The 23922-nt window shown below is 43.5% G+C and carries 21 protein-coding genes; 19 read left to right on the top strand and 2 right to left on the bottom strand.

Going from position 1 to position 23922, the window contains the following annotated elements:
* Positions 1–198: 198 nt before the first annotated feature.
* Entirely contained in the window at positions 199–1599 is a 1401-nt protein-coding gene (locus tag NXG62_RS06155; protein ID WP_427114074.1) for an FAD-binding oxidoreductase, read from the top strand.
* A gap of 108 nt (positions 1600–1707) precedes the next feature.
* Here NXG62_RS06155 and NXG62_RS06150 read toward each other — a convergent pair whose 3' ends face one another.
* On the bottom strand, positions 1708–2448 hold the full coding sequence (locus tag NXG62_RS06150) for an ATP-binding protein (RefSeq protein WP_427114073.1): 741 nt from the start codon (positions 2446–2448) through the stop codon (positions 1708–1710).
* A gap of 133 nt (positions 2449–2581) precedes the next feature.
* Between NXG62_RS06150 and NXG62_RS06145 the strand changes: the two genes are divergently transcribed.
* Positions 2582–3247 (top strand): cyclic nucleotide-binding domain-containing protein, encoded by a 666-nt coding sequence (locus NXG62_RS06145; protein WP_322351605.1) that lies wholly within the window; start codon positions 2582–2584, stop codon positions 3245–3247.
* On the opposite strand, the gene NXG62_RS06140 is transcribed toward NXG62_RS06145, so the two are convergent.
* Positions 3244–3891, bottom strand: a complete 648-nt coding sequence (locus NXG62_RS06140) for a prepilin peptidase (RefSeq protein WP_427114072.1) — start codon at positions 3889–3891, stop codon at positions 3244–3246. The two genes, NXG62_RS06145 and NXG62_RS06140, sit on opposite strands and share 4 nt — an antisense overlap.
* A 289-nt stretch (positions 3892–4180) precedes the next feature.
* On the opposite strand from NXG62_RS06140, the gene cpaB reads away from it, so the two are divergent.
* From cpaB to NXG62_RS06055, 17 genes are all read left to right on the top strand, one after another.
* Positions 4181–5185 carry a Flp pilus assembly protein CpaB gene (gene cpaB, locus NXG62_RS06135; RefSeq protein ID WP_427114071.1) on the top strand — a complete coding sequence of 335 codons (1005 nt, stop codon included), beginning with the start codon at positions 4181–4183 and terminating at the stop codon, positions 5183–5185.
* Between the two features lie 13 nt (positions 5186–5198).
* Positions 5199–6914: a type II and III secretion system protein family protein gene (locus NXG62_RS06130; RefSeq protein WP_427114070.1), complete on the top strand. Its 1716-nt coding sequence runs from the start codon at positions 5199–5201 to the stop codon at positions 6912–6914.
* 55 nt (positions 6915–6969) lie between these two features.
* The gene (locus tag NXG62_RS06125) at positions 6970–7809 is read left to right on the top strand and encodes an AAA family ATPase (protein ID WP_427114069.1); all 840 of its coding nucleotides are present in this window, start codon (positions 6970–6972) and stop codon (positions 7807–7809) included.
* A gap of 58 nt (positions 7810–7867) precedes the next feature.
* Positions 7868–8986, top strand: a complete 1119-nt coding sequence (locus NXG62_RS06120; protein WP_427114068.1) for an AAA family ATPase — start codon at positions 7868–7870, stop codon at positions 8984–8986.
* A 5-nt stretch (positions 8987–8991) separates the two neighbouring features.
* On the top strand, positions 8992–9969 hold the full coding sequence (locus tag NXG62_RS06115) for a type II secretion system F family protein (protein WP_427114067.1): 978 nt from the start codon (positions 8992–8994) through the stop codon (positions 9967–9969).
* Positions 9970–10095: 126 nt separating this feature from the next.
* The gene (locus NXG62_RS06110) at positions 10096–10296 is read left to right on the top strand and encodes a Flp family type IVb pilin (protein WP_427114066.1); all 201 of its coding nucleotides are present in this window, start codon (positions 10096–10098) and stop codon (positions 10294–10296) included.
* Between the two features lie 170 nt (positions 10297–10466).
* Complete coding sequence (locus NXG62_RS06105; protein ID WP_427114065.1) at positions 10467–10928, top strand: TadE/TadG family type IV pilus assembly protein; 462 nt, start codon at positions 10467–10469, stop codon at positions 10926–10928.
* Between the two features lie 29 nt (positions 10929–10957).
* Positions 10958–12355, top strand: coding sequence for a CpaF family protein (locus NXG62_RS06100; protein ID WP_427114064.1), 1398 nt, complete (start codon positions 10958–10960; stop codon positions 12353–12355).
* Positions 12356–12360: 5 nt separating this feature from the next.
* A complete protein-coding gene (locus NXG62_RS06095) occupies positions 12361–13314 on the top strand; it encodes a type II secretion system F family protein (protein WP_427114063.1) in 954 nt (317 codons plus the stop codon).
* 1 nt (position 13315) lies between these two features.
* On the top strand, positions 13316–13660 hold the full coding sequence (locus NXG62_RS06090) for a DUF192 domain-containing protein (protein ID WP_427114062.1): 345 nt from the start codon (positions 13316–13318) through the stop codon (positions 13658–13660).
* Positions 13661–13783: 123 nt separating this feature from the next.
* The gene (locus tag NXG62_RS06085; protein ID WP_427114061.1) at positions 13784–15043 is read left to right on the top strand and encodes a TadE/TadG family type IV pilus assembly protein; all 1260 of its coding nucleotides are present in this window, start codon (positions 13784–13786) and stop codon (positions 15041–15043) included.
* 135 nt (positions 15044–15178) lie between these two features.
* Positions 15179–17344: a DUF7657 domain-containing protein gene (locus NXG62_RS06080; RefSeq protein WP_427114060.1), complete on the top strand. Its 2166-nt coding sequence runs from the start codon at positions 15179–15181 to the stop codon at positions 17342–17344.
* The gene (locus NXG62_RS06075; protein WP_427114059.1) at positions 17345–18868 is read left to right on the top strand and encodes an NAD(P)/FAD-dependent oxidoreductase; all 1524 of its coding nucleotides are present in this window, start codon (positions 17345–17347) and stop codon (positions 18866–18868) included.
* 48 nt (positions 18869–18916) lie between these two features.
* Positions 18917–19690: a glucose-1-phosphate cytidylyltransferase gene (gene rfbF, locus NXG62_RS06070; RefSeq protein ID WP_427114058.1), complete on the top strand. Its 774-nt coding sequence runs from the start codon at positions 18917–18919 to the stop codon at positions 19688–19690.
* Positions 19675–20766, top strand: coding sequence for a CDP-glucose 4,6-dehydratase (gene rfbG, locus NXG62_RS06065; protein ID WP_427114057.1), 1092 nt, complete (start codon positions 19675–19677; stop codon positions 20764–20766). Before rfbF ends, rfbG begins: the two co-directional genes overlap by 16 nt.
* Positions 20767–20777: 11 nt before the next feature.
* Positions 20778–22103, top strand: coding sequence for a lipopolysaccharide biosynthesis protein RfbH (gene rfbH / locus NXG62_RS06060; protein ID WP_427114056.1), 1326 nt, complete (start codon positions 20778–20780; stop codon positions 22101–22103).
* A 20-nt stretch (positions 22104–22123) separates the two neighbouring features.
* Positions 22124–23920, top strand: a complete 1797-nt coding sequence (locus NXG62_RS06055; RefSeq protein WP_427114055.1) for a thiamine pyrophosphate-binding protein — start codon at positions 22124–22126, stop codon at positions 23918–23920.
* Positions 23921–23922: the final 2 nt, after the last annotated feature.

Below are 23922 nucleotides of genomic sequence, written 5' to 3'. Positions count from 1 at the left end.
GGCAGGAATGTGGCATCGTTTTTTGATGAGAAGATGTGTTCCGTAGTATAAACCAATAGGTATTGCAATTTTTTATGGACATGATACAATGAGAGGCAATTGCAATATAGATTCAGACTGTATTCTGCCTGTGCAGGCGGCAGCAATACTTGCACAGGACCGGGTAGGATTAGAGATTGCATAAGGGGGGACTGTAACGTGAAAGACTACAAACCAATTACAGAAGAGATAATAGAAAAATTACGGGCCATTGTTGGGCCATCTTATATAAAAACCGATACGGATGTATTAGCGCAGTATCAGACGGACTACGAATCGGATCCAAAGCGGTTTCATATGCCCGAAGCCGCCGTTATTCCTGCTGATGCTGAAGAAATATCCGCGATTCTTAAATTGGCTAATATATATGATTTTCCGGTTACGATACGCAGCGGCGGAACTAGTTTAGCCGATGGGGCGATTCCTGTATGCGGCGGACTGGTATTGTCTATGGAACGATTGAATACTATTTTGGAACTGAATGAAGACGGAATGTATATGGTCGTGGAAGCTGGCGTCCGTACAGTAGATCTGCAGCAGCGAGCTCGGGAGGCAGGCTTGTTATATGCCGGAGATCCCAGCAGCTCGGAAAGCTGCCTGATCGGCGGCAATTTAGCTACCAATGCCGGCGGGTTGAAGGCTGTCCGGTATGGCGTCACCCGTAATCAGGTATATGCCGTGGAAATGGTAACGCCTACGGGAGAAATCGTTGAGCTGGGTGCTTGTTTGAAGAAGTGTTCTACGGGGTACAGTTTGGAACAACTGATTATCGGCAGCGAAGGTACGTTAGGCGTTATTACTAAGGCGACATTGAAATTATCTCCCTTACCTCCGTACAAATTTGATGTTTTGGCCATTTATACAGCACCTGATACAGCACTGGAAATGGTACCCCGTCTGTTGAAAGCCGGCATAGAACCCACAAGTGTTGAATATATGGATAATTCATATGTGCGCGGCTGTGCCGATTATTGTGGGTATACCAACATGCCGCACTATGAAGATGGTATTTATGTTATTATAACAGTAGAAAGCTTTCGGGAAGAAGAACTGGATACCCGCATGGAAACGGTATGTCAGGTATGTGAAGCCTCGGGGGCGGCAGAGGTTTTGGAAGCCGATGAACGAGTATGGAATATGCGGCGTAATTGTCAAACCTCTGTAGAACATATCAGTAAGGTATCACTTACGGATGACATTGTTGTACCGGTACATAACATAGCGACAACGATTGAACATATTATGGAAGTGGGCAAAAAATATCCCTTCCAAGTTAAAATTAATGCGCATATTGGGGACGGTAACCTGCACATCGTTCTCTGTAAAATGAATATGAGTGATGAAGAGTGGGATAAGAATGTAGAAGCATTTCATCAAGATGTGTATGCCTATACGTATGCAGTCGGCGGACGGTTAGCCGGAGAACACGGCATCGGCAATAAAAAGTTAGCCTATATGGAAAAATTTACGTCTGCCGGTGAATTAAATATGATGAAAACGATAAAACGGGCCATGGATCCTAATATGATTCTGAATCCTGGAAAATTAATAGAAGCGTAAAAATAACGGTATCGATATACATATATATCGATACCGTTATTTCGCAATTTAAGGAAAATGCAGTAAAAGTACTGGAATTGCCATTCGGCAAAAAAGAACGCGTACCTTCTAGCTTATTATTTTCCCGTCGATAGAAAGGGTAACTACCTGCCAAGGAATAAATTTTCCGCTTGCCTGCAACGCTCTTTTGGCGGCGTTTTCCAATCCGCCGCAGCAAGGAACTTCCATGCGGACGATCGTGACATCCTTGATGTCATTGCGGCGTATAATTTCTGTCAGTTTTTCCGCATAATCTCCCTCATCCAGTTTGGGGCAGCCAATCAGCGTGATTTTGTTTTTAATAAAGTCCTCGTGAAAATTAGCATAGGCATACGCTGTACAATCTGCCGCGATGAGAAGGTGTGCATTTTCAAAGTAAGGGGCATGGACCGGAGCCAATTTAATTTGAACAGGCCACTGCCGCAGCTGTGACACTCCGGCAGATACGGCAGTGGCGGCAGGCGCCGGGGTAATGACTGCGGTTTTGTGTCCCGGGCAGCCATCGGCGGGCGGAGTATGGCTGATTGTTTGTGCGCGGCTTCCCGGGCAGCCACCCCGTGGGGGAAGACCTTTTGCCTTCTTGTTTGTTTCTACTGCTTTTTCGTCATACGCGGCGGCTTCCCGTTCTACAAACGTAATGGCACCGGTAGGGCAGGTAGGCAGGCAATCACCTAACCCGTCGCAATAATCATCGCGCATGAGCTGTGCTTTGCCGTTTACCATAGCAATAGCTCCTTCGTGACAGGCTTGGGCACACGCTCCGCAGCCGTTGCATGCATCTTGGTCGATATGTATAATTTTTCTGATCATGATAATATCCTCCTTAAAAATGAGCATTCTGTATAAAAATTAGTGTCATGTATTGTTTTTCCTTTACCTTACGGTGTAAGTATAGTACAATAAAAGGAAAAGCACTGTTGTTTTTACAACATGGAGGTGAATTATGGGAAGTTACACCGCTATTTTTAAAAAAAATCCTCTGTTCAAAGGGGTACAGCAAGATGAATTTTTGCCTATGCTGCAAGGCTTGGAGGCAAGAAAAAAAAGCTACAAAAAAGGCAGCTTTATTTTTTATGCCGGCGATGAAATTCATCATATCGGAATTGTTTTAAGCGGGGCAGTCCATATTATACAGGAAGATTTCTGGGGCAACCGTAATATTTTGGCGCGTGTGGCACCCGGAGGGATGTTTGGCGAGGGCTTTGCCTGCGTACAAAATGCTACAAGTGAAGTAGATACGGTAGCGGCGCTGGCAACAGAGATACTGTATTTAGATATAGATAAGTTTGTAAGAACGGAAATCAATGCCGGGAAATATGCCGCGTTATTGACAAAAAACCTTTTGGCAATTATGGCGGAAAAAAATATTTTTCTGACACAAAAAATACGGTATATATCACAACGTACGACACATCAGAAATTGATGGCGTTTTTGTCTGATGAAGCACGCAGGCACGGATCTTCTTCTTTTGATATTGCGTTTGACCGGCAGCAGTTGGCAGATTTTCTTTCCGTAGACCGCAGTGCCATGTCCTCCGAATTAGGTCGAATGCGGGATGAAGGAATCATCGAGTTTCATAAGAATCATTTTACGCTGCATGGAGATTAAACAAATAAAGCAATCATGGCGGCGATTGCAAAATAGGGGCCGTAGGCAATGGCATCCTTCCGTTTCTTGCGTTTAGTGGATAATAAGAAAAGGCTGACCAGGCCGCCGGCAATGATGCCGCAGACGATGGTAAAAATAATACGGTCTAAGCCGAGAAATAATCCGAGGGCCCCGATTAATTTGATATCGCCGCCGCCTATGCCGCCGCGGGTCAATACGGCTAAGAGAAGAAAAACGGCAAAACTTCCGGCTCCGGCAAGAATTCGTTCGGTCAGTGCCGCAGATAATACGGGAGTGGCTGCCAATGCCAAGAGTGCCAGTGCCAATACAAAAGTATTCAAAATAATTTGCTGTTCAAAATCCATGATAATAATAGCGGCCAAGATGGCTGCATATATGATATATGTCAATAACAGCGGCCAGGAGACTGCAGTCCACAAAACCAATCCATAAAAGATAAAGAGTACGGACGTCAGTTTCAGTCGGCGTGCGTGTGTGGCTCTTGGTGATAATTTTTCGGGAAATTCCAATTCGGAAGATGCTTTTTTATATCCCCAAAGGATAGTATGATTTAATACAATCGCTGTTCCATATGCTAAAAAAGGTATAAAAACGATTAAAAATATGGAAAAAAAAGGCTTCATAACGATGTCCTCCTCCTACGTGAATTATTTTTTAATTATAGCATAGCTTGCGGATTTTTTCAGAATACAGACAAAATACGCAGTACATGATTTGAACATGCAATACATGCATAGCATTGAAATAACAAATATGATATACTAAATTTAATTGTAATAAAAACTAAAATTAATATATCTTGAATGAAGAGCAGTACTGTTGCGTATCATTGAATATGTATGATGTATCCATAAAATTTGAAAGTGACCATACTGCCTGGATTTGATATAGAATACAAGGGAGGCCCTTGTTATGAAATTATGGGATAAACTCAAAACCATGCCGGAAAAGCTGGCGGTTATGTCACCCCGCAAACTGGTATTGCTGGCATTTGTACTGAGTGTAATCGTTGCAAGTATCATTTATGTTATTTTGACAGGATTTTTGACACCGAAGCAAGAGACAGCTGTCATGCCGCAGTATCAGAATGTTGTTGTTGCGGCAGTGGATATACCGGAACGGACGAGAATTACCAAAGATATGTTAAAAACCATAAACGTTCCGAAAAATGTAGTACCGCAGGATGCCGTACATTCGGTCGATGATGCTGTAGGAAAAGCGGCTGTTGTAAAGATTGTGAAGGAAGATATTATTACCGGACAAAAACTTACCGGCGGAAACGGTTTTTCCGGGACGATTCCGGATAATATGCGGGCGATTACAATTCCTATCAATGATCTTACAGGGGTTGCCGGATTGGTAAAACCGGGGGATTATGTAGACATTTTTATGATCAGTACGAACAAGGCATATAAAAATGCGGTATACGGAAAATTGATACTTCAGAATGTATTACTGTTGGCAGTGAATACGTCTTTCGGCAATGGGCAGGGAAATGATGCCAAAGATGCGAAGGACAATAAAGATAAACAGCAGCAGCCTGCAGGAAAATTGGGAATGGTTACGATTGCTGTGCAGCCTTCCGATGTCATGCGTGTCCAGGGAGCTTTGCAGGAGGGAACCCTGTACCTTGCGCTGCGGCCCGATTTACCAAGTGAATCCTATACGGTTGTCCCTGATTATTTCCAGTATATGGCCGGCGGACAAGAAGAACCAAAACAACAGCAGTCTTCACAGCCCGTTCAGTCGGCACAAGCCTCGGTACCTTATTATCCATCGGCACAAGCCTCGGTGCCTTATTATCCACCGGCACAAGCGCAGGTGATTTCCAGCGGCTCATCGGGATATAGCGATGGCGGCGGCCGCGGGATTGAAGTTATCCGCGGTAATTCGGTCAGTCAGGTACATGTACAATAGGGGGCAGGAAGTTATGAACAAGAAAAAGCTGAAAAACAGCATATGGGCATTGCCCGTATATACCGCCGCCGTATGGATGATGTCCGGTACCGTGGCATGGGCGGCTGCAGAAATTGTGATAGATGTCAATCAATCGCAAGTGATGAATGTAAATGGCGGGATTTCCCGCATTGCCATTGCTAACCCGGCCATTGCCGATGTGACGGTGACATCCGGGCAGCAGTTGCTGATTGTTGCCAAAGGAGTAGGTTCGACCTCCTTGTATGTGTGGGATGGCGGGGGCAGTCGTCATGACTATACGGTTGTTATTACAGATCAAGATGTAGGAACGGGAGAGGTAATTCAACACAGTATCGGCTATCCCGGCGTGCGGGTTGATAAGATCGGCGGCAAAATACTCCTTACAGGAGAAGTAAAAGATCAGGAGCAGCAGCAGCGTGCGGCTGCTATTGCAAAAATGTATGGCAGTGATGTAGTGGATATGCTGACATTGACAGATCCGATGCAGATTCGTATTGAAGCGCGAATTGTCGAAATTTCTAAAAATAAAACCAAAAATTTAGGTATTAATTGGGGCAATGCCTCTTCTGTTGATAGTACGACCGGGATTGCCTCCGTTAATCCGGGCAGCTTTTCTTTTGGACAGTATAGTAAATTTGATACGACAACGATGTCGTATGATTCCAGCGGCAATCCTACGTCTATCAACTCACGGAGTTATAACTCCGCAGCCCCTTTAATGGCAACTTTAAATTTATTGATCGGAAATGGCGATGCCAAAGTATTATCGCAGCCGCATGTGGTGACGATGAGCGGACAAAAAGCCAGCATTTTGATTGGCGGAGAAATGCCGGTCCCCTCTACCAATTCCAATGGGTCTACCAATGTGCAATGGAAAAATTATGGTATTGAGCTCAATATGGAACCCGTTGCTAATGAGGACGGATTGATTACCAGCAAAGTAATGGTATCCGTCAGCACGTTAAGTTCCGCAGCGGGGATTATTGTAAACGGTACTTCATTAATGGGACTCGCTACGCGAAAAGCGGAAACGGTCATCAGCCTGCCTTCTGGCCAAACCATGGTCATCGGCGGTCTTATCAGCACAGAAGACACAAAATCTATTAATAAGATCCCGATATTAGGAGATATTCCCATATTAGGACGCCTGTTTCGTGATGTATCCGAATCACATGATGAAAAAGAATTGTTGATTTTTATTACACCGACAATGGTCGATAATTCGACGTCTACAAGAGTTTCTGAAGCTATGCAGCATGAATTGCATACCATAACCCGGGATGAACAGCAGATGCCGGTAATTCCTAAAATTATGGACAGCCATACCGTCGTTGCTAAAGACGAATATCAGGAGGAAGATGAATCGTTAGCGGCCCAGAGAGCAGAACGGAAGTTGAAAGAAAAACAGGAAATCGCTAAAGCGAGAGCCAAACGGCTAGCAAAGGCAGCCGCGGAAGAGACCAAATCTCCTGGCGGGGGTATCCATGCAGCTTCCGAGGCAGATCGGATCACCAGCATGCATACGATGAGCAGGACCACCGATTTGTACCAGCAGACCGTGGCAGCTAATAATGCGAATAACAGCATTGTTCCCGTGCGGTTAGACCAACATATGAATGATACGAATAATACGAGTCACTCAGAATATACGCCAGGAATTCTGGAACAGAAACTGGCAATCCTCCGCGCAAAAAATGATAAAACATAAATAGATATATGTTGATAGCAGCCTGTGCAGTATCGGTTATAAAGGAGAAACAGCAATGGTAGAAATAAGTAGGAACGGTATTATTATTACTGTATTTAGTACGGCTTCCGCAGTGGGAAAGTCCTTGATAGCAGTGAATCTGACAGCGGAATTGGCCCATCAAGGATTTCGAGCCTGTGTGGTTGATCTGGATCTGCAGTTTGGCGATATAGCGAACTTTTTACAGCTTCAACCGGTGCAGACGATATATGATGCCCAATTAGCCATAGATAAAAATCCGGAAAGCTTTGATCTGATGACATATATAACGCCGTATACATACGGGGAAACGACATTTTCCGTTATTACGGCACCAAAAACCTTGGAACAAGCCTATGCTGTTTCTGCTAAACAGGCGGGAAAAGTTATTAGAGAACTGCGTCGTGAGTACGACTACGTGATTATTGATACTACTTCGTCTTTTACCGAATTGAATTTGGAAGTCATGGATATCAGTACACTTATTACAGCCGTAGCTATCGTGGATTTTATCCCGACTATCAAGAATATGAAAATGGGGTATGAAGCTATGAAACGTATGGGATATGCGGCTAATAAAATCCGGTTCATTTTAAATCGCAGCAATGCCAAGACAAATATAGAAATCGGTGACGTGGAACATCTGCTGAATGCCAGTTTTTATCATGTATTGCCAAATGATTTTAAGGCAGCCGTCGAATCCATCCACTCGGCGGTGCCGATTGTATTGGACCTCACGAAGAAAGATTCTCCGCTAGCGGCAGGGCTCATAGCGTTAACCGATAAATATACGAATAGGATGGGGAAAACACAGGGTACCAAGACCGCAGCGCTTCAGCAGAACGGCGGTGGTTTTTTTGGATTATTTCACAAATAGATACGGAAACAGTATCTATTTGTTTGGTGTATAGGCAGGATAGAAGGGAAGATATAACATGGCGACACAGGAATATCGTGTTTTGCTTGTGGAACATGATGCAGAACTACTACAGGATATGGCGGCAATCATACAGGAAACCGTCGGCTTTCAGCTGGCTGCGGCATACCCTGATTCGCGCGATGCATTGAATCAAGGCGGTATATTTCGTCCGACGCTGCTATTGCTTGATGTCGATCATATAGAAAGCTATGGCATTATTGAAGACTTCCGGGAAAAATTCCCTAATACGCAATTGCTGGCGTTAGGAAAAAAGTGGTCTCTGAATCTTTTTCGCTCTGTTATCAAATCCGGCGCCGGAGGTTTTCTGGTGGCACCGTTTTCTTCTATGGAATTAGTAAATAGCGTGCGGGCTTTTGAGGAAGAGGAAATCCATTCAAAAGTTATTGCTTTTTTCAGTCCGAAGGGGAAAAGCGGCAAAACGACCTTTATTGCTAACCTTGCCATGGCGTTGGCAGAAGAGAGTCAGGGACGTGTCGGCATCATAGATGCGGATCTGCAGTTCGGCGATATGGCGATGTTTTTTAATTTGAATCCGCAAAGTACCATAGTAGAAGCTGTCCGCGATATCGTTTTTTTATCACCGACAACGTTAAATTCATATTTTATCCCCGTGTCAGAAAAAGTCAGTGTTCTTTGCGGTACGCGTGTACCGGAGATGGCGGAGCAAATCATGCCGAGCGATTTTATGGCGCTGGTGCAGATGGCTCGCGGTATATTCCCGTATGTTTTGATTGATTTACCGCCAGCCTTTCGTCCGATTTCCAATATGGCATGTGAAATAGCCGATACAACGGCAGTCATGGCGATGATCAGCGGCGGTTTTGAGATCGAGCATATGAAAAAATGTCTGGACATCTTCCGAACCTGGGATGATTATGCCGAACGAGTCCGGGTTTTCTTTTCCCGCGTAGAACCTTGTACGGAAGAGATGCGGCAGCGGTTGGAAGCTGAATTAGAAAATCCTATCTATGCCATTATTCCCAATGAGTATCTTCTGTTATCTACGGCGGCTAATAATGGTCGTATTGTGGCGGATATTCGTCCGGATTCCGCATTTGCCAAACGTATTGCGGCTATTGCCAAAGAAATGTATATAGCAGATAGAAAGGGGTGATTCTTGTGGTAATTCTCCTTTCTCTGACACTCGGATTGTTTTTCTTTATTGTCATAACCATCTTTTTTTTGCGTGCCGGCGTATCAACGAAGCGTGTGGATGTCAATGCGAAGATGCGGCCGTATATGGAACAGCGTAATATACAGGCGGCGCAGCCGAGAAGACAGGTGGCAGGACAGTTTTTTGCGGCACTGCTTCGCGTGATCCGTCCCATTGGATCTTCTATTATCCGTATGCCGCAGGCCATTTCCATGGATCAGCGCATGCAGCAGGCAGATCTGCCGTTTCGCGGGGCTGATTTTATCGTATTGATGGTTCTCGTGGGCATCGTTGCGGGTGTGGTTGCGGCCATTCTCTTTCAGAATGTGTTTTCAGGAGTTTTGTTGGGCTTGATGGCTATGATTGCCAGCTTTTTTTGGCTGCAGATTCATATACAGCAGCGGCGAACGGCTTTTGGCAATCAATTGGGGGATGCCTTGGTCATGATGGCCAACGCCCTGCGAGCCGGGTTCAGCTTTAATCAGACCATGTCCTTGGTGGGACGGGAAATGAGTCCGCCTATTTCCACAGAATTTACCAAGACGATCATGGAAATACAATTGGGAGCCAGCACCGAAACAGCCATGGAAAATATGGGACGGCGCATTCCCAGCAAGGATTTGGACCTTGTCGTAACGGCCGTACTGATTCAACGGCAGGTAGGCGGCAATCTGTCGCAGATTTTGGATACCGTAGCGCAGACGATTATGGATCGGATCCGCATGAAACGGGAAATCAAGGCGCTGACGGCACAAGGTCGCTTGTCCGGGTATATTCTGGCATGTCTGCCGATCGGCTTTGCTGTGATCATGTTTATGGTGGCACCTGAATTTATGATGCCTTTGTTTACGCTTACTATAGGCAGGATTCTAATTGGGGTAGGAATCTTTCTTGATTTTATAGGACTGATGATTATCCGAAAATTGGTCAATATCGAGATGTAAACAAGAAACAATTAATAGTAAATGAGTCTTGAATTATAAAAATACATAGTGTATAATCAAAACGTAATATACCTTACGATTATGCAAGGGTATATAAAGAGTACGGATGGAGGGGAGGGAAACGATATGTTGACGTATGTACAGTATTTGATGAATCGCTATTTAGGCGAAAAAGGTCAGGGACTTACCGAATACGCTATTATTTTACTGCTTGTAGTTCTTATTGGTGTCATGATTTGGTTTGGCTTTAACATTAAAGGCTCCTTATCTTCGATTTACAGCAAAATTGGCAGTGATTTAACCAGCATTGCAAATACTTCGACGTAATAAAATCAGATAATGAGTTTATATCGACGGTAACACGGAGGTTATACTTCAAAGAACTGGTAAAGACAGCTTCTCCTAGAGAGAAGTTGTTTTTTTTTTGCAGAAGTATTAAACCTGTTCCCTTTTAGGGCTGGATTTGTTAAAATAGAGAAAAGAAAGGGGCAATGGAGATGAATCTGCTGCATAAAAAAGGACAGAGTATTGTGGAATTTGGCATTGTCCTAATGCTTGCCATCCCATTTGTTTTTGGGGCATATTTTATATTTATTCTTTGTTATGATTATACCACGGTAGCCTCCTTGGCCAGAGAAAGTGCGCGGGAATTATCCGTACAGACGACCTCGACTATGTCGACAGCCAGAGATGCGATCATTACCCGTAAGGCGAATGGAAAGACATTGTTGGGCAGTTATTATGTGTGGAATCCGATACAAGGGATTTCACAGGATACAGAAGATGCCTTTAAGTATAACTATGATTCTAATAGTACGAATGGTGATGCATATGTGACCGTTACGATGACGGCGACAAAAACGCAAAGCGGCCTGAACGATATATTTAGTATCCTGCCAAATACGATCAAAGCTACTTCGACGATGTACTGGGAAGGGAGTACCTCCTCCAGTCAGTAATTATATTATTTTTATAAAGGAGTCTTACGATGGGCACGTTAGTAAAACGGCTCGGAAAACTGCCGGAACAAGATATACCAAAAAAAATATTTTCTATACGGGAAAAAACGATGAACGCCAATGAGAGCGATCAGTATCGTGCATTGAAGTTGGAAATCCATCACCGAATCGTAACCGAAATGAATGTTGAGCAGCAGCGGCTGCTGACGCACGGAGGACAGGACCGGAATACGGTAGAACAGGTTATTTCCAGTTACTGCAACCGTGTGATTGACGAAAACCCGTTTGTGGTTCCTCGGGGGGACAGGCAGGCCATTATTAATGACGTCATTGATGAAATTCTTGGCCTGGGGCCGATAGAACCGCTTTTAAAGGATGACACGATTACGGAGGTTATGGTAAACGGACCGAAAAATGTTTTTGTAGAACAAAAAGGAAAACTGCACCATACAGACGTACAATTTTATGATACGGCGCATTTGATGAATATCATTGAACGTATTATTACGCCGCTGGGCCGGCGTGTCGATGAGGCATCGCCGCTGGTAGATGCCCGTCTTGCCGATGGGTCCCGTGTGAATATAATCATTCCGCCGCTGTCGCTGATCGGGCCGTGTGTGACCATCCGTAAGTTCAGCAGGGATATTATCAGTGCTGAAAAACTGATGGAATTCGGTACGATGGATCAGGACATGGTGAATTTTCTGCAGGCTTGTATACGAGCTCGCCTGAATATCATTGTTTCCGGCGGTACGGGTTCAGGAAAAACAACGACATTGAACGTTCTTTCCAGTTTTATTCCTGCCGGTGAACGCATCGTTACCATTGAAGATGCAGCAGAACTGCGATTGGAACAAGATCATGTCGTGACCTTGGAGGCTCGGCCGGCGAATATCGAAGGACGCGGTGCCGTTTCTATCCGTGATTTGGTGCGTAATGCGCTGCGTATGCGTCCGGATCGCATCCTTATAGGGGAAGTTCGCTCCGGGGAAGCACTGGATATGCTGCAGGCCATGAATACGGGCCATGACGGATCCTTGACGACAGCGCATGCCAATAGTCCCCGTGATGTGCTGAGCCGATTGGAGACCATGGTCCTCATGTCGGGCATGGAGCTTCCGATCAAGGCCATACGGGAACAGATTTCCTCAGCATTGGATCTCATTGTGCATCAGTCCCGGATGCGGGACGGCAGCCGTAAGATTACCTATATTACCGAGGTGCAATCGTTAGAAGGAAATGTAATCACGCTGCAGAATTTATACCGATTTGTTCCAGAAGGCGTCGATGAAGAAGGAAAAGTATTAGGACATTTTCAGGCAACCGGACTGCGGCCAAACTTTATGGAAAAGTTTATTGTCAATGGGGTGAAATTTCCTGAGAATATGCAGGAATCTAACCTTACAGAACAACAGGAAGAATGGTGAGAGAGATGATTGTATTTTCTTCTATAGCAGCCGGAGTCTCTGTCTTTCTGCTCATCTTTATCATTTTTGTGCGGCGTTCTTCAACGCGCTATCAGGTGCGGAACCGGGTACAAGGTCTGCAGATTATTGATATTATGCAGCAGGGCGGAGATACTAAAACAGGACGGCAAAAACAACGAAATTCCTTACGGGATTCGTTGCTGCGCATCTGGTCCTGGATCATGGTCCTTGTGGGGAATCGCGTCAAAGCAATGACGCCGCAGGCACTGTATAAGGCACTGGATCAGCGTATCACATGGGCGGGCAAACAGTATCTTTGGAATGCAGGAACCTTCTTTTTTGTTATGGTTTTATGCGGGGTAGGCTTGGTGGTACTGTCCTTGGGCTTTATTTTTACGGATAGGCTGCCTTTGATGCAGCGGCTGATGATCGTCCTCGTCCTGTTCTTTGGAGGTATGTTTCTGCCGTGGTTTTGTCTTAGTGTCATGATTACAAAAAGACGGCAGGGAATTATCGCGCAGCTTTCGGATATGATGGACCTGGTGTGCGTCAGTGTACAGGCCGGCCTTTCCTTTGATGCGGCATTGACCCAGGTCGGAGAACGGATGAAAGGGCCTATGGCTGATGAGACCAACCGCATGCTTCGTGATATTCGCATGGGGATGACCCGCCGGCAGTCTTTGACAGCAATGGCGAACCGTTGTCATGTTGATTCCGTGTATCTCTTCGTGGCTGCCGTTATTCAGACGGAAAGCTTGGGAGTGAGTCTGGCCAATATGCTGAAAATCCAAGCCGATAATATGCGGGACCGTCATCGGCAGATGATTCGGGAAAAAGCGATGAAGCTGCCGGTCAAATTAGTGTTTCCTTTGGCTTTCTTTATTTTCCCAACTATTTTTATTGTAGTGCTGGGCCCTTTGGTTTTGACTGTATTGACGCAACTTAAGGGGAATTTCTGATATGAAGAAAAAATATCGTATCATGACAAATAAAAAGCCGGCCATAGAACTCTATGTTGCCGGCTCGTTTTTAGCACGCCTGCGGGGGCTTCTGGGGACCCAAACATTGGCAGCCCATACGGGGTTATTGCTTACAGACTGTCACGCCATCCATATGTTTTTTATGCGCTATGCCCTCGATATTGTGTATGTAGATGCCGATTTTCGTATTGTGAAGATCGTGGCAGATCTGCGTCCTTGGCACATAAGCGGCTGTTGTAAAGCTAGGCATGTTATTGAGTTGCCTGCAGGGACAGTAGAAACATTGGATTGGAAGTTACATTCCAATTTAAAATTAAATAAATAGGATATAAGATAGATTGTGTTGCTGCTTAAAGTATAACTGCGCAGTGGAAGCTTCTATATAAATTTTTGTAACAGATGGTTAAAGGTAGGAACAATATATACGTACGATGGGGGTGGCGCATCCATGCAAAGAATATCAAAATATTGGGCACATAATAGAGGGGCAATATTTGTTTTATTTGCCGTCCTTTTTCCTTTATTGATAGCGCTGGTAGGCCTTTCCGTTGATTTTGCGTATGCCAGCGTATATAGAACACGTATGCAAAATGCAGTAGATGCCGCCGCATTGGCAGGAGCTGCACAATTAGGAATAGCGGATAGCGGCAGTACGGCAAAAAGTATGGCAATAACATATGTGCAGAACAATAGTAAAAAGGGAGATACGATTACCCAAAGAAGCTCTGGGGATTTTCCCAGCGCCGTAGACACCATTTATGTGTATCCCACTATCAATGCATATAATAAGGATTCGACCAATGTAAAAACATTACGAGTAGAAATGCGTCAACAGGCTCCCTTATTCTTTTTAAAATATTTATTGGCTCCGCTTGGTATTACAACTATACCCATTGCGGTAGTGGCTACAGGTGAATATGAAACGTCTAGTGCTGATAGTCCGCTGAATTATGCTATGGTTGGAGGACTTCCAGGAAATAAATCTATTTGGTTTGATTGTAATGGTGATACAGTTATAGGGGATGTTCATACCAATGGTTATGTTTATGCAGATGGTCCCTATCAAAATACTATAAATGGAACATTATCAGGAAGTAAAAATACAATATGGGGTAATCATAATTATGAGGTATATTATGATACATTGAAACTTAATGCCGATACTATTGATGTCTCATTAAATAATTCCTACATGGCCAATGTTCTTAATTCATATTTACCCAGCCAGTATCAAAATACTTTTTCTAGTTCTTCCATCCAATATATAAATGCATATTCCCATACATTTTATGATAATAAAACCAGTGCAGCAATAGAGCAGGATTTCCAAACACAAACTACAAGTATGGGGTATGTGGGATTGTCAAATAGTACTGGTGGTTGGGGAAATGCATATACTATTATTATTGTTCAAGGAAATATGGTTGCTAATATTACTACCCCTTTAACTGGAAATGTCATTTTAGTATCTTTGAATGGGAATATACAATTAAATAATAATAACAATCTTTTTACGGGATTGATTTATGCTCCTAATGGAACAATCACTTTAAATGGTAGTGTCAAAGGTAGTGTTATTGGGAAACAAATTATTTTACATAGTGGAGATAATATTACTTATTACAATTTTAGTGGGTCATCTTCATCTGGAGGATCTTCCACAAAACTAATTGCAGATGATGGCAGTAATGAAGACACAGGATCCTAAAGTATTTTGGCAGATGGGAGACGAACATAAAAAGAGATATAAAGAAAAATTCTTCATGTCCCTCTTATCTATATTATAAAGGGGTTTGTGATATAATAAAAGTGATTTACTAACAAATAATTGAGGGTTATCTGCATGCTGCATACACGAGAGAAAAAAGTAAATAAAAAATGGCTGCTGTTTTTATTGGGATTGGCCTATTTTATTGTTATTCCTATTGCTGTTTTTATTCCCAGTGAAGAGCGATATAATTTTGCTGAATATATTCCTATTATTATTCCGTCCGTAGTGAGCTACCTGATGATCAGCTGGGTGTTGTATAAAGTAAGACACCCTCTGCAGCAGTTTATTATACAGCATGCCATGGGGCAGCGGATCAAACGATGGCCGGGCTGGTTGTATCGGCATCGCTGGTATGTAGGCCTGGGAACTTGGGGACTGCTGACCTTGCTTCAAATCCATGGCTCGGCTATCGGCGTATATGCAACATTACTTAACGATCCCGAGGTAAATACAGATATTATCGGTTTCAGCCGACCGGATCGCTTTGATGAATGGCTTAATATGACCTCTTTTGCGTTTTCCCAGTATGTCCCCGGACCGGATGGAAGTACATTCAACTATTTCAATCCGTATTTGCGGGCGGTACCGACGGATGTGTTTATTGTCCTTGGCCAACCGGTACGAGATATATGTACCCTGTTTCGTCCCTTTATGCTGGGATATCTGGTAATGCCGCCGGGAAACGGCCTAGCTTTTTTCTGGATAGGGCGGCTCATTATATTGGGACTTGTGTCTTATGAATTTGGCCGGTTGTGGTTGAAAGATAACCATACGTGGGCGTGGTACTATACCTTGATGACCGTTTTGTCTCCCGCTGTGCAGTGGTGGTTTGGCGTCAATGAATTTGTGGAAATGCTCATAGCCGGACAGGCTGCGGTCCTCGTTATCTATCAATACCTGCAGTGTCGTCCGGGGTGGCGGCAGCTTGGCTGGGGGCTGCTGTTTTCGTATTTGGCAGGTATCTATGTATACGTCATGTATCCGGCGTGGCAGATTCCGTTTGCCTACATCTTTCTCATTTTTGCCGTATGGATCATAAGACACCACTGGCGGGCTCATCAATGGGGTCGGCTGGATGTGGTTTGCGGCGGTATTTTTGTCGGTATGCTGCTTCTGCCGCTGCTGCATACCCTACAGATGTCGTCGGCAGCCATTGCACTTATCCGTTCCAGTGTCTATCCGGGGGAACGTTTTGTTACCGGCGGCGGATTGACCTGGGATTGGCTGTTTAATTCGGGACTGGGATTATTTACGCCGTTTAGTGCTATTACAAAGCCGCAATATGCGTTTAACCTGAGCCAATTTTTTGATTTTGCTCCTTTTGGTTTTTTATTGGCACTCTATCAAATGGCGAGGGCGCGTAAAATAGATGCCTTGATCACAGCATTGCTGCTGCTGGATGTGATATTCATCGCGTTTTGCCTGATTCCTTGGCCGCGATGGCTGGCCGCGGGAACCTTATTATTTGAAGTTCCCGAAGGACGTATGATTATTCCTATTTCGTATATCAATGTGGTGTTGATATTGCGGACGATTATCATATATCCGCAGCGGCTCGGCCGATGGCAGACTGCTTTTTTGGCAGATGGGACAGCTTTGTTTTCGGCGTGGGCATCGTTTCATTATTGTAAAGAGGCATATATGCCGATGAATACGATCGTCCTGCTCCTGGTAACGACAGTGGGAATTGTTTGTTTCTGCCGGTACCGCAGTCATCTGGGACCGCTGCTGCTGGGCCTGTTTCTGTGTATCGGCGGCATGATCAACCCCGTTGCGCAGGGGACTGCCAGCGTGTATAAGACTGAACTGGGACAGGCGATTTCACAGATTGCCTCCGGCGATAAGGGAAAATGGATCGTGATAGGAGAGGAAACAACGTTGAATAACTATCCTCCTATTTTCGGAGCTCCGACCATTAACAGTTACAATACGTATGTGGCTTGGGATAATTGGAATACATTAGATTTGAATGACGAAGCGCGCCGGGTATTGAACCGCTGCGGTCATATCAAAATCGGAGAAATTACGGAAAAACCGTCGACATATATATCTGAACATGGTGACTTAGCAGAACTTACACTGAGCCGCGAGGATGTACAGAGGCTGGGTGTGCGCTATATTTTATCAGACAATACAGATCTGCAGCCGCTTGATACAACTACTATCAGATTCAAACCTATTGTATGGGCTAATGGCCGGATCATATATAAGGTACTCTATGATAAGGAGTCATCATAAATGGAGCATAAGAAAACAGCTGTCATCATTGGTGCGGGTACGGCAGGCTTGACAGCTGCCTATGAATTATTACAGAAAAGCGATATCCGCCCCATCGTTTTGGAATCGGATACCATGGTTGGCGGGATTGCTAAAACCGTAAGCTACATGGGAAACCATCTTGACATGGGAGGCCATCGTTTCTTTTCCAAATCGGATGAAGTCATTGATTGGTGGCTTCATTTTTTACCTATAGAAGGCTCGGAAGATGATTTTGGAAATATGCGGGAGGCCGATGATATAGACCGTATTATGATGGTACGCCATCGCGTGTCGCGTATTTTTTTTCTGCGTAAGTTTTTTGCATACCCGATTTCTTTTCAATGGGAAACGATCCATAATCTGGGAATCTTGCGCATGCTGCGCATTGGATTTTCCTATTTAAGATGTATGGCACATCCTATCAAACCGGAACAATCGCTGGAGGATTTTTTTATTAATCGCTTTGGCAAAGAATTATATGAAACTTTTTTTAAAGACTATACTGCGAAAGTCTGGGGTATTCCGTGCAATCAAATCGAACCGGATTGGGGAGCACAACGTGTCAAAGGGTTATCTATCATGGGAACCGTTAAGCATGCCATATTTCAGTTTTTCCATAAAAGCTATTCCTTACGGCAAAAAGAAGTGGAGACTTCGCTGATTGAGCAGTTTTTGTATCCTAAATACGGTCCTGGACAGATGTGGCAGACCGTAGCCGATACGATCGTGGAACAAGGCGGAATTATCCGGCTCAATTGCCGAGTAGATAAGGTAGAGTATGAAAATAACAAGGTAAAAGGGGTTTGGATAGAAGATGCGGAAACGGGGCGTGCCTATATTCCGACGGAATATGTCATATCGACAATGCCGGTCAAAAATTTGATTCGGGCTATGGGTGATACCGTACCCGAGGAGGTCCGTCGTGTATCCGAAGGCTTGATCTATCGGGATTTCATGACAGCAGGGCTGCTCGTCAAACGCCTGCAGATACGGGAAAAGGATGGACAGCTTATCCGTGATAATTGGATCTACATCCAGGAACGCGATGTAAAAATAGGCCGCCTGCAGATTTTGAATAACTGGAGTCCCTATATGGTAGCCGATTGCTCCAAGGTTTGGCTGGGGCTGGAGTATTTCTGCAATGAAGGCGATTCACTTTGGAACATGGAGGACAAAGACTTTGCAGCATTTGCGGCAGGGGAATTGGCTAAAATAGGTATTATTGATGCAGCAGATGTATGTGACAGCACGGTTGTTCGAGTTCCTAAAGCCTATCCTGCCTACTTTGGTACGTATAAGGAAATGGATACGGTCCGCAATTTTACAGATCCTATCACGAATTTATACCTTATTGGCCGCAACGGTATGCATCGCTATAACAATATGGACCATTCCATGCTGACTGCCATGGAAGCCGTTAAGAATATCGTAAATGGTGTAGTAAGCAAAGAAAATATATGGAATGTCAATGCAGAAGAAGAATATCACGAAGAAGTTAAATAATGTACAATGTAGGATACTATAATTGAGACTTCAAAGGATGTGATGCCAGTGAAAGTTGTTATTCTTGCGGGTGGATATGGAACCCGTATCAGTGAAGAAAGTCATTTAAAACCTAAACCGATGATTGAAATCGGGGAGCAGCCTATTTTATGGCATATTATGAAAATTTATTCAGCATATGGGTTTCATGACTTCATTATATGTGCGGGATACAAGCAGCATATTATAAAAGAATACTTTGCTAATTATTTTCTGTATACATCGGATATCACCTTTGATTTTACCAAGGGAAATGAAATGATCGTGCATCATAGAGCCGCGGAACCCTGGCGGGTTACGGTAGTCGATACGGGAATGGATACGATGACAGGAGGTCGTATTAAGCGGATTCAAAAGTATGTTGACAATGAAAGCTTCATGTTTACCTATGGTGATGGTGTTGCAGATATAGATGTAGTTCAATTGCTTAAATTTCATAAAGCACATGGAAAAATCGCTACGTTAACTACCGTTAATGTGGAACAGCGTTTTGGTGTTATTGATATAGGAGAAAATAATATAGTAAAAAATTTTCGTGAAAAAAAAATGACGGATTCCGGCCGTATTAATGGTGGATTTATGGTTTTGGAACCCCAGGTTTTTGATTATATCGGCAATGATAGGACAACCTTTGAAAAAGAACCGCTGGAACAGCTGGCAAAGGATAAGCAATTAATAGCGTACCATCACGATGGGTTTTGGCAATGTATGGATACACAGCGGGATAAAAATCAACTGGAAGACTTATGGACAGCAGGAAGGGCTCCATGGAAAATATGGTAGAATACATACGTTTTTTTCATCATAAACGAGTATTGGTAACCGGTCATACGGGATTTAAAGGATTGTGGCTATGTAAAATATTGGAAATGGCCGGGGCGCACGTGATCGGGTATGCAATGCCCTTTTCTACGGCAGAAGGGGAAAAGGCATTTTGTCTTTCTGGTGTAGGAGAACAGATGACCTCTGTCTTGGGAGATGTTCGGAACTATGAAACACTCAACATGGTATTTGATATCTATAAACCGCAGATCGTATTTCATTTGGCGGCGCAGCCACTGGTATTAAAAAGTTATGAAGATCCATTGGCAACCTACGCTACGAATATCATGGGAACCATACACTTGCTGGAATGTGTACGGCACCATCCGGAGGTTATATCTGTTCTGAATGTGACAACCGATAAAGTGTATGATAATCAGGAGCAAGAAACGAAACAATATAGTGAAACAGATAGGCTGGATGGCTATGATCCGTATTCTAACAGCAAAAGCTGTTCGGATATTGTGACACATGGGTATAAGCGAAGCTTTTTCGATCAGTTAGGCATCGCCGTATCTACTGTGCGGGCCGGCAATGTAATCGGCGGAGCCGATTTTGCGGAAAATCGGATTATTCCTGACTGTATCCGTTCTGCAGTTAGGGGAGAACCTATCGTTGTCAGAAATCCATCATCCGTACGTCCTTATCAGTATGTGCTGGAGGCTTTATCTGCGTATTTGCTGATTGCCTATAAACAGTATAAGGAGATACACTATGCCGGAGCCTATAATGTAGGTCCGGGAAAAGGAGACTATATAACGACAGGAACACTGGTGGAATATTTTTGTCAAAGCTGGGGCGGCGCAATATCTTGGAAAACCAGCCATACGCAGCAAGCTCATGAAGCATCCTATTTGAAACTGGATTGCCGAAAAATAGAAAACACATTGCAATGGCAGCCTAAATGGGATATTCATATGGCCGTGGAAAAAACGGTAGAATGGGCAAAATTATACTATGCCGGAGGCAATATAGCAGCTTGTATGGCACGACAAATACAAGAATATTTTCAAGACGGACCACGGAATCGGCAGTAGGGAGTGTACGAATGGCGACAGAAAAGGAAGCACGAGAAAACATATTAGCATTAGTAAAAAAATATTGTCAAACGTATCATAACCAACAGAAGATTTTTCATGCCGGAGAGTATATCCCGTATGCTTCTCGCGTTTATGATTATCATGAAATGGTAAATTTGGTAGATAGTGCTTTGGAGTTCTGGCTAACTGCCGGAACCTATGCCGCGGAATTTGAGAAAAAATTAGCCGCGTATCTGCAGGTGCCTTTTTGTTCTTTGGTAAATTCCGGATCTTCAGCAAATCTACTTGCGTTTATGTCATTGACTTCGCCTTTGCTGGAAGAACGGGCTATCCGGCGCGGTGATGAGGTAATTACCGTGGCTGCCGGATTTCCGACAACGGTGACGCCGATTGTCCAATATGGCGCGGTGCCGGTTTTTGTCGATGTGACCATTCCGCAATACAATGTTGATATAGATCAGCTGGAACAAGCACTGTCTCCCAAAACCAAAGCGATTATGTTGGCTCATACATTGGGCAATCCCTTTGATCTGGGAGCGGTAACGGCATTTTGTCGGAAACATGAACTATGGTTGATTGAAGATAATTGTGATGCCTTGGGTGCTCAATATAAACTGAACGATACGGATAGGTATACAGGTACCATAGGTGATATCGGAACCTCTAGTTTTTATCCGCCGCACCATATGACGACGGGAGAAGGAGGTGCCGTGTATACGAAAAATCCACTGCTACATAAAATTATTCGGTCTCTCAGAGATTGGGGCAGGGATTGTCGGTGTGCCCCAGGGCAGGACAATGCCTGTGGACACCGGTTTGATACACAATATGGAGAACTTCCAGTCGGCTATGATCATAAATATGTGTATTCCCATTTTGGATTTAATTTAAAAGCGACAGATATGCAGGCTGCTGTGGGAGTCGCTCAATTAGATAAACTTCCTTTTTTTATAGCACGGCGCCGACATAATTTTGAAACATTGCGGCAAGCATTAGAGAACGTCCAGGGAGCATTTATTCTTCCAGAAGCGTGTGTATCTTCAACACCCAGTTGGTTTGGCTTTCCATTGACCTGCCGGGAACATATTGACCGGAAGTATGTAGTACAGTACTTGGAGAATAAAGGGATACAAACACGGATGCTTTTTGCTGGAAATCTTATTAAACATCCTTGTTTTGATATGATGAGAGAAAAACAGACTGGATATCGGCAAATCGGCACGCTTCGGCAAACAGACCGGATAATGAGTGATACTTTTTGGGTTGGCATATATCCGGGAATGACCGATGAAGAGATAGCATATATGGCGAGAACAATAAAACAATCCATATAAAGCAGAAAGGGAACAGAATCATGAAATTATCCGACTTTGTTTTTGATTTTTTGGAAAAGCAGAAGATAGATACCGTATTTACGTTGACCGGTGGGGGAATTATGCATTTGGTTGATTCCTTGGGGCACAGTAATTTAACGTATGTTTGTTGTCATCATGAACAAGCAGCAGCAATTGCGGCTCAGTCTTACGATATGTATAAAGAACAACTTAGCGTTTGTTTAGTTACCACTGGACCCGGAGGAACAAATGCGCTTACAGGAGCAGCCGCTGCTTATATGGATTCCACACCGATTATTTTTATGACAGGACAGGTAAAAACATCGGACTTTGCAAGCTTACGAGGTGTACGTCAATTTGGTGCACAGGAAAATGATATTATATCAATGGCTGCTCCCATTACAAAATATGCAGTTATGATTACGAAACCGGAAAATATTCAATATGAATTAGAAAAGTGTATTTATTATGCGACAAGAGATCGAAAAGGACCTGTGTGGATTGATATTCCTTTGGATATTCAGGCGGCAGAAATAGATGAAAATAAGTTGCGGCACTTTATTCCACCGATACATATTGAAAATCCAGTACTCTCAGAGGCAGCTAAATATACGTTACAATTGCTCCAGATAGCAAAAAGGCCAGTAATGCTTGTTGGGCAGGGCGCTGTTTCTTCGGGTGCCTATGATGCAATCCGCAAATTTATTAAAACGGTGAACATACCTGTTTTAGCAACTTGGCGGGCACTTGATTTTATGGATTCAGATGATGAAGGATTTTTTGGCAGTCCGGGATTGCAGGCACCTCGTTATTCTAATCTTATTATTCAACATGCCGATATTCTGATTGTTCTTGGCAGCCGGTTAGATAATATGATTACTGCTTTTAGTGAGGAACATTTTGCTTATCGAGCAAAAAAAATAATTGTTGATATTGATAAAAATGAGATAACTAAATTAACAATGACAAATGTGTATCCTGTTGTTGCTGATGTTAACAACTTTATGGTGGAAATTAATTTTCTTTTAAAAGATAAGCAATGGCATACAGAGTATAAAGTTTGGCGTGAACATTGTAAGGCTGTGAAACAGCGATTCCCTATTTTGTCCGAAAAACAGGATAACGAGGAAAAAGTTAATCTTTATGCGGTGACAACCGCTATATCCAGACAAGCTAAGTCGGATGATGTGATAGTAATTTCATCGACAAGTAGGTGTAATACTGCAGGACATATAGCGTTTAATCATAAACGAGGGCAAAAAACTATCTCATCGATGGGAATGGGAGCGATGGGATTTGCTTTACCATCCGTTATCGGCGCGTATTATGGCAGTGGTCAAAAAAGAGTTATTATGATTGAAGGAGATGGCAGCTTCCAATTAAATATTCAAGAACTGGAAACTATCTATGCATATCATATTGATGTCAAAATGTTTATTTTTGATAATCGTGGATATGCAGCAATTACCACTATGCAAGACCGCAATTTTGGAGGATTTTATGTGGGAAGTAATGAAAAAAGTGGCGTATGTATGCCTAAATTGGAAAAAATAGCAACTGCATATGATATTCCTTATTTTTGTATTGAAAGCGATGACAATATAATACGTACCATTACAGCCGTAATGAATAGTAAAGGTCCTGTTCTATGTGAAATTTGTGGTTCATTATGGTTTGATGAAATTCCTAAATGTATTTCTAAAATAGATGAAAAAACTAAAAAGAGAATATCGGCTCTCTTAGAAAATCCGTATCCATATATGTCGGAAAAAGATATGAAAAAAATTACTATGGAATTGTTAAGTGAATCTATATAGAG

The sequence above is a fragment of the Megasphaera sueciensis genome (assembly GCF_050219315.1).
GTDB lineage: Bacteria > Bacillota > Negativicutes > Veillonellales > Megasphaeraceae > Megasphaera_A > Megasphaera_A sueciensis.
This window is presented reverse-complemented; position numbering and strand designations above follow the sequence as displayed.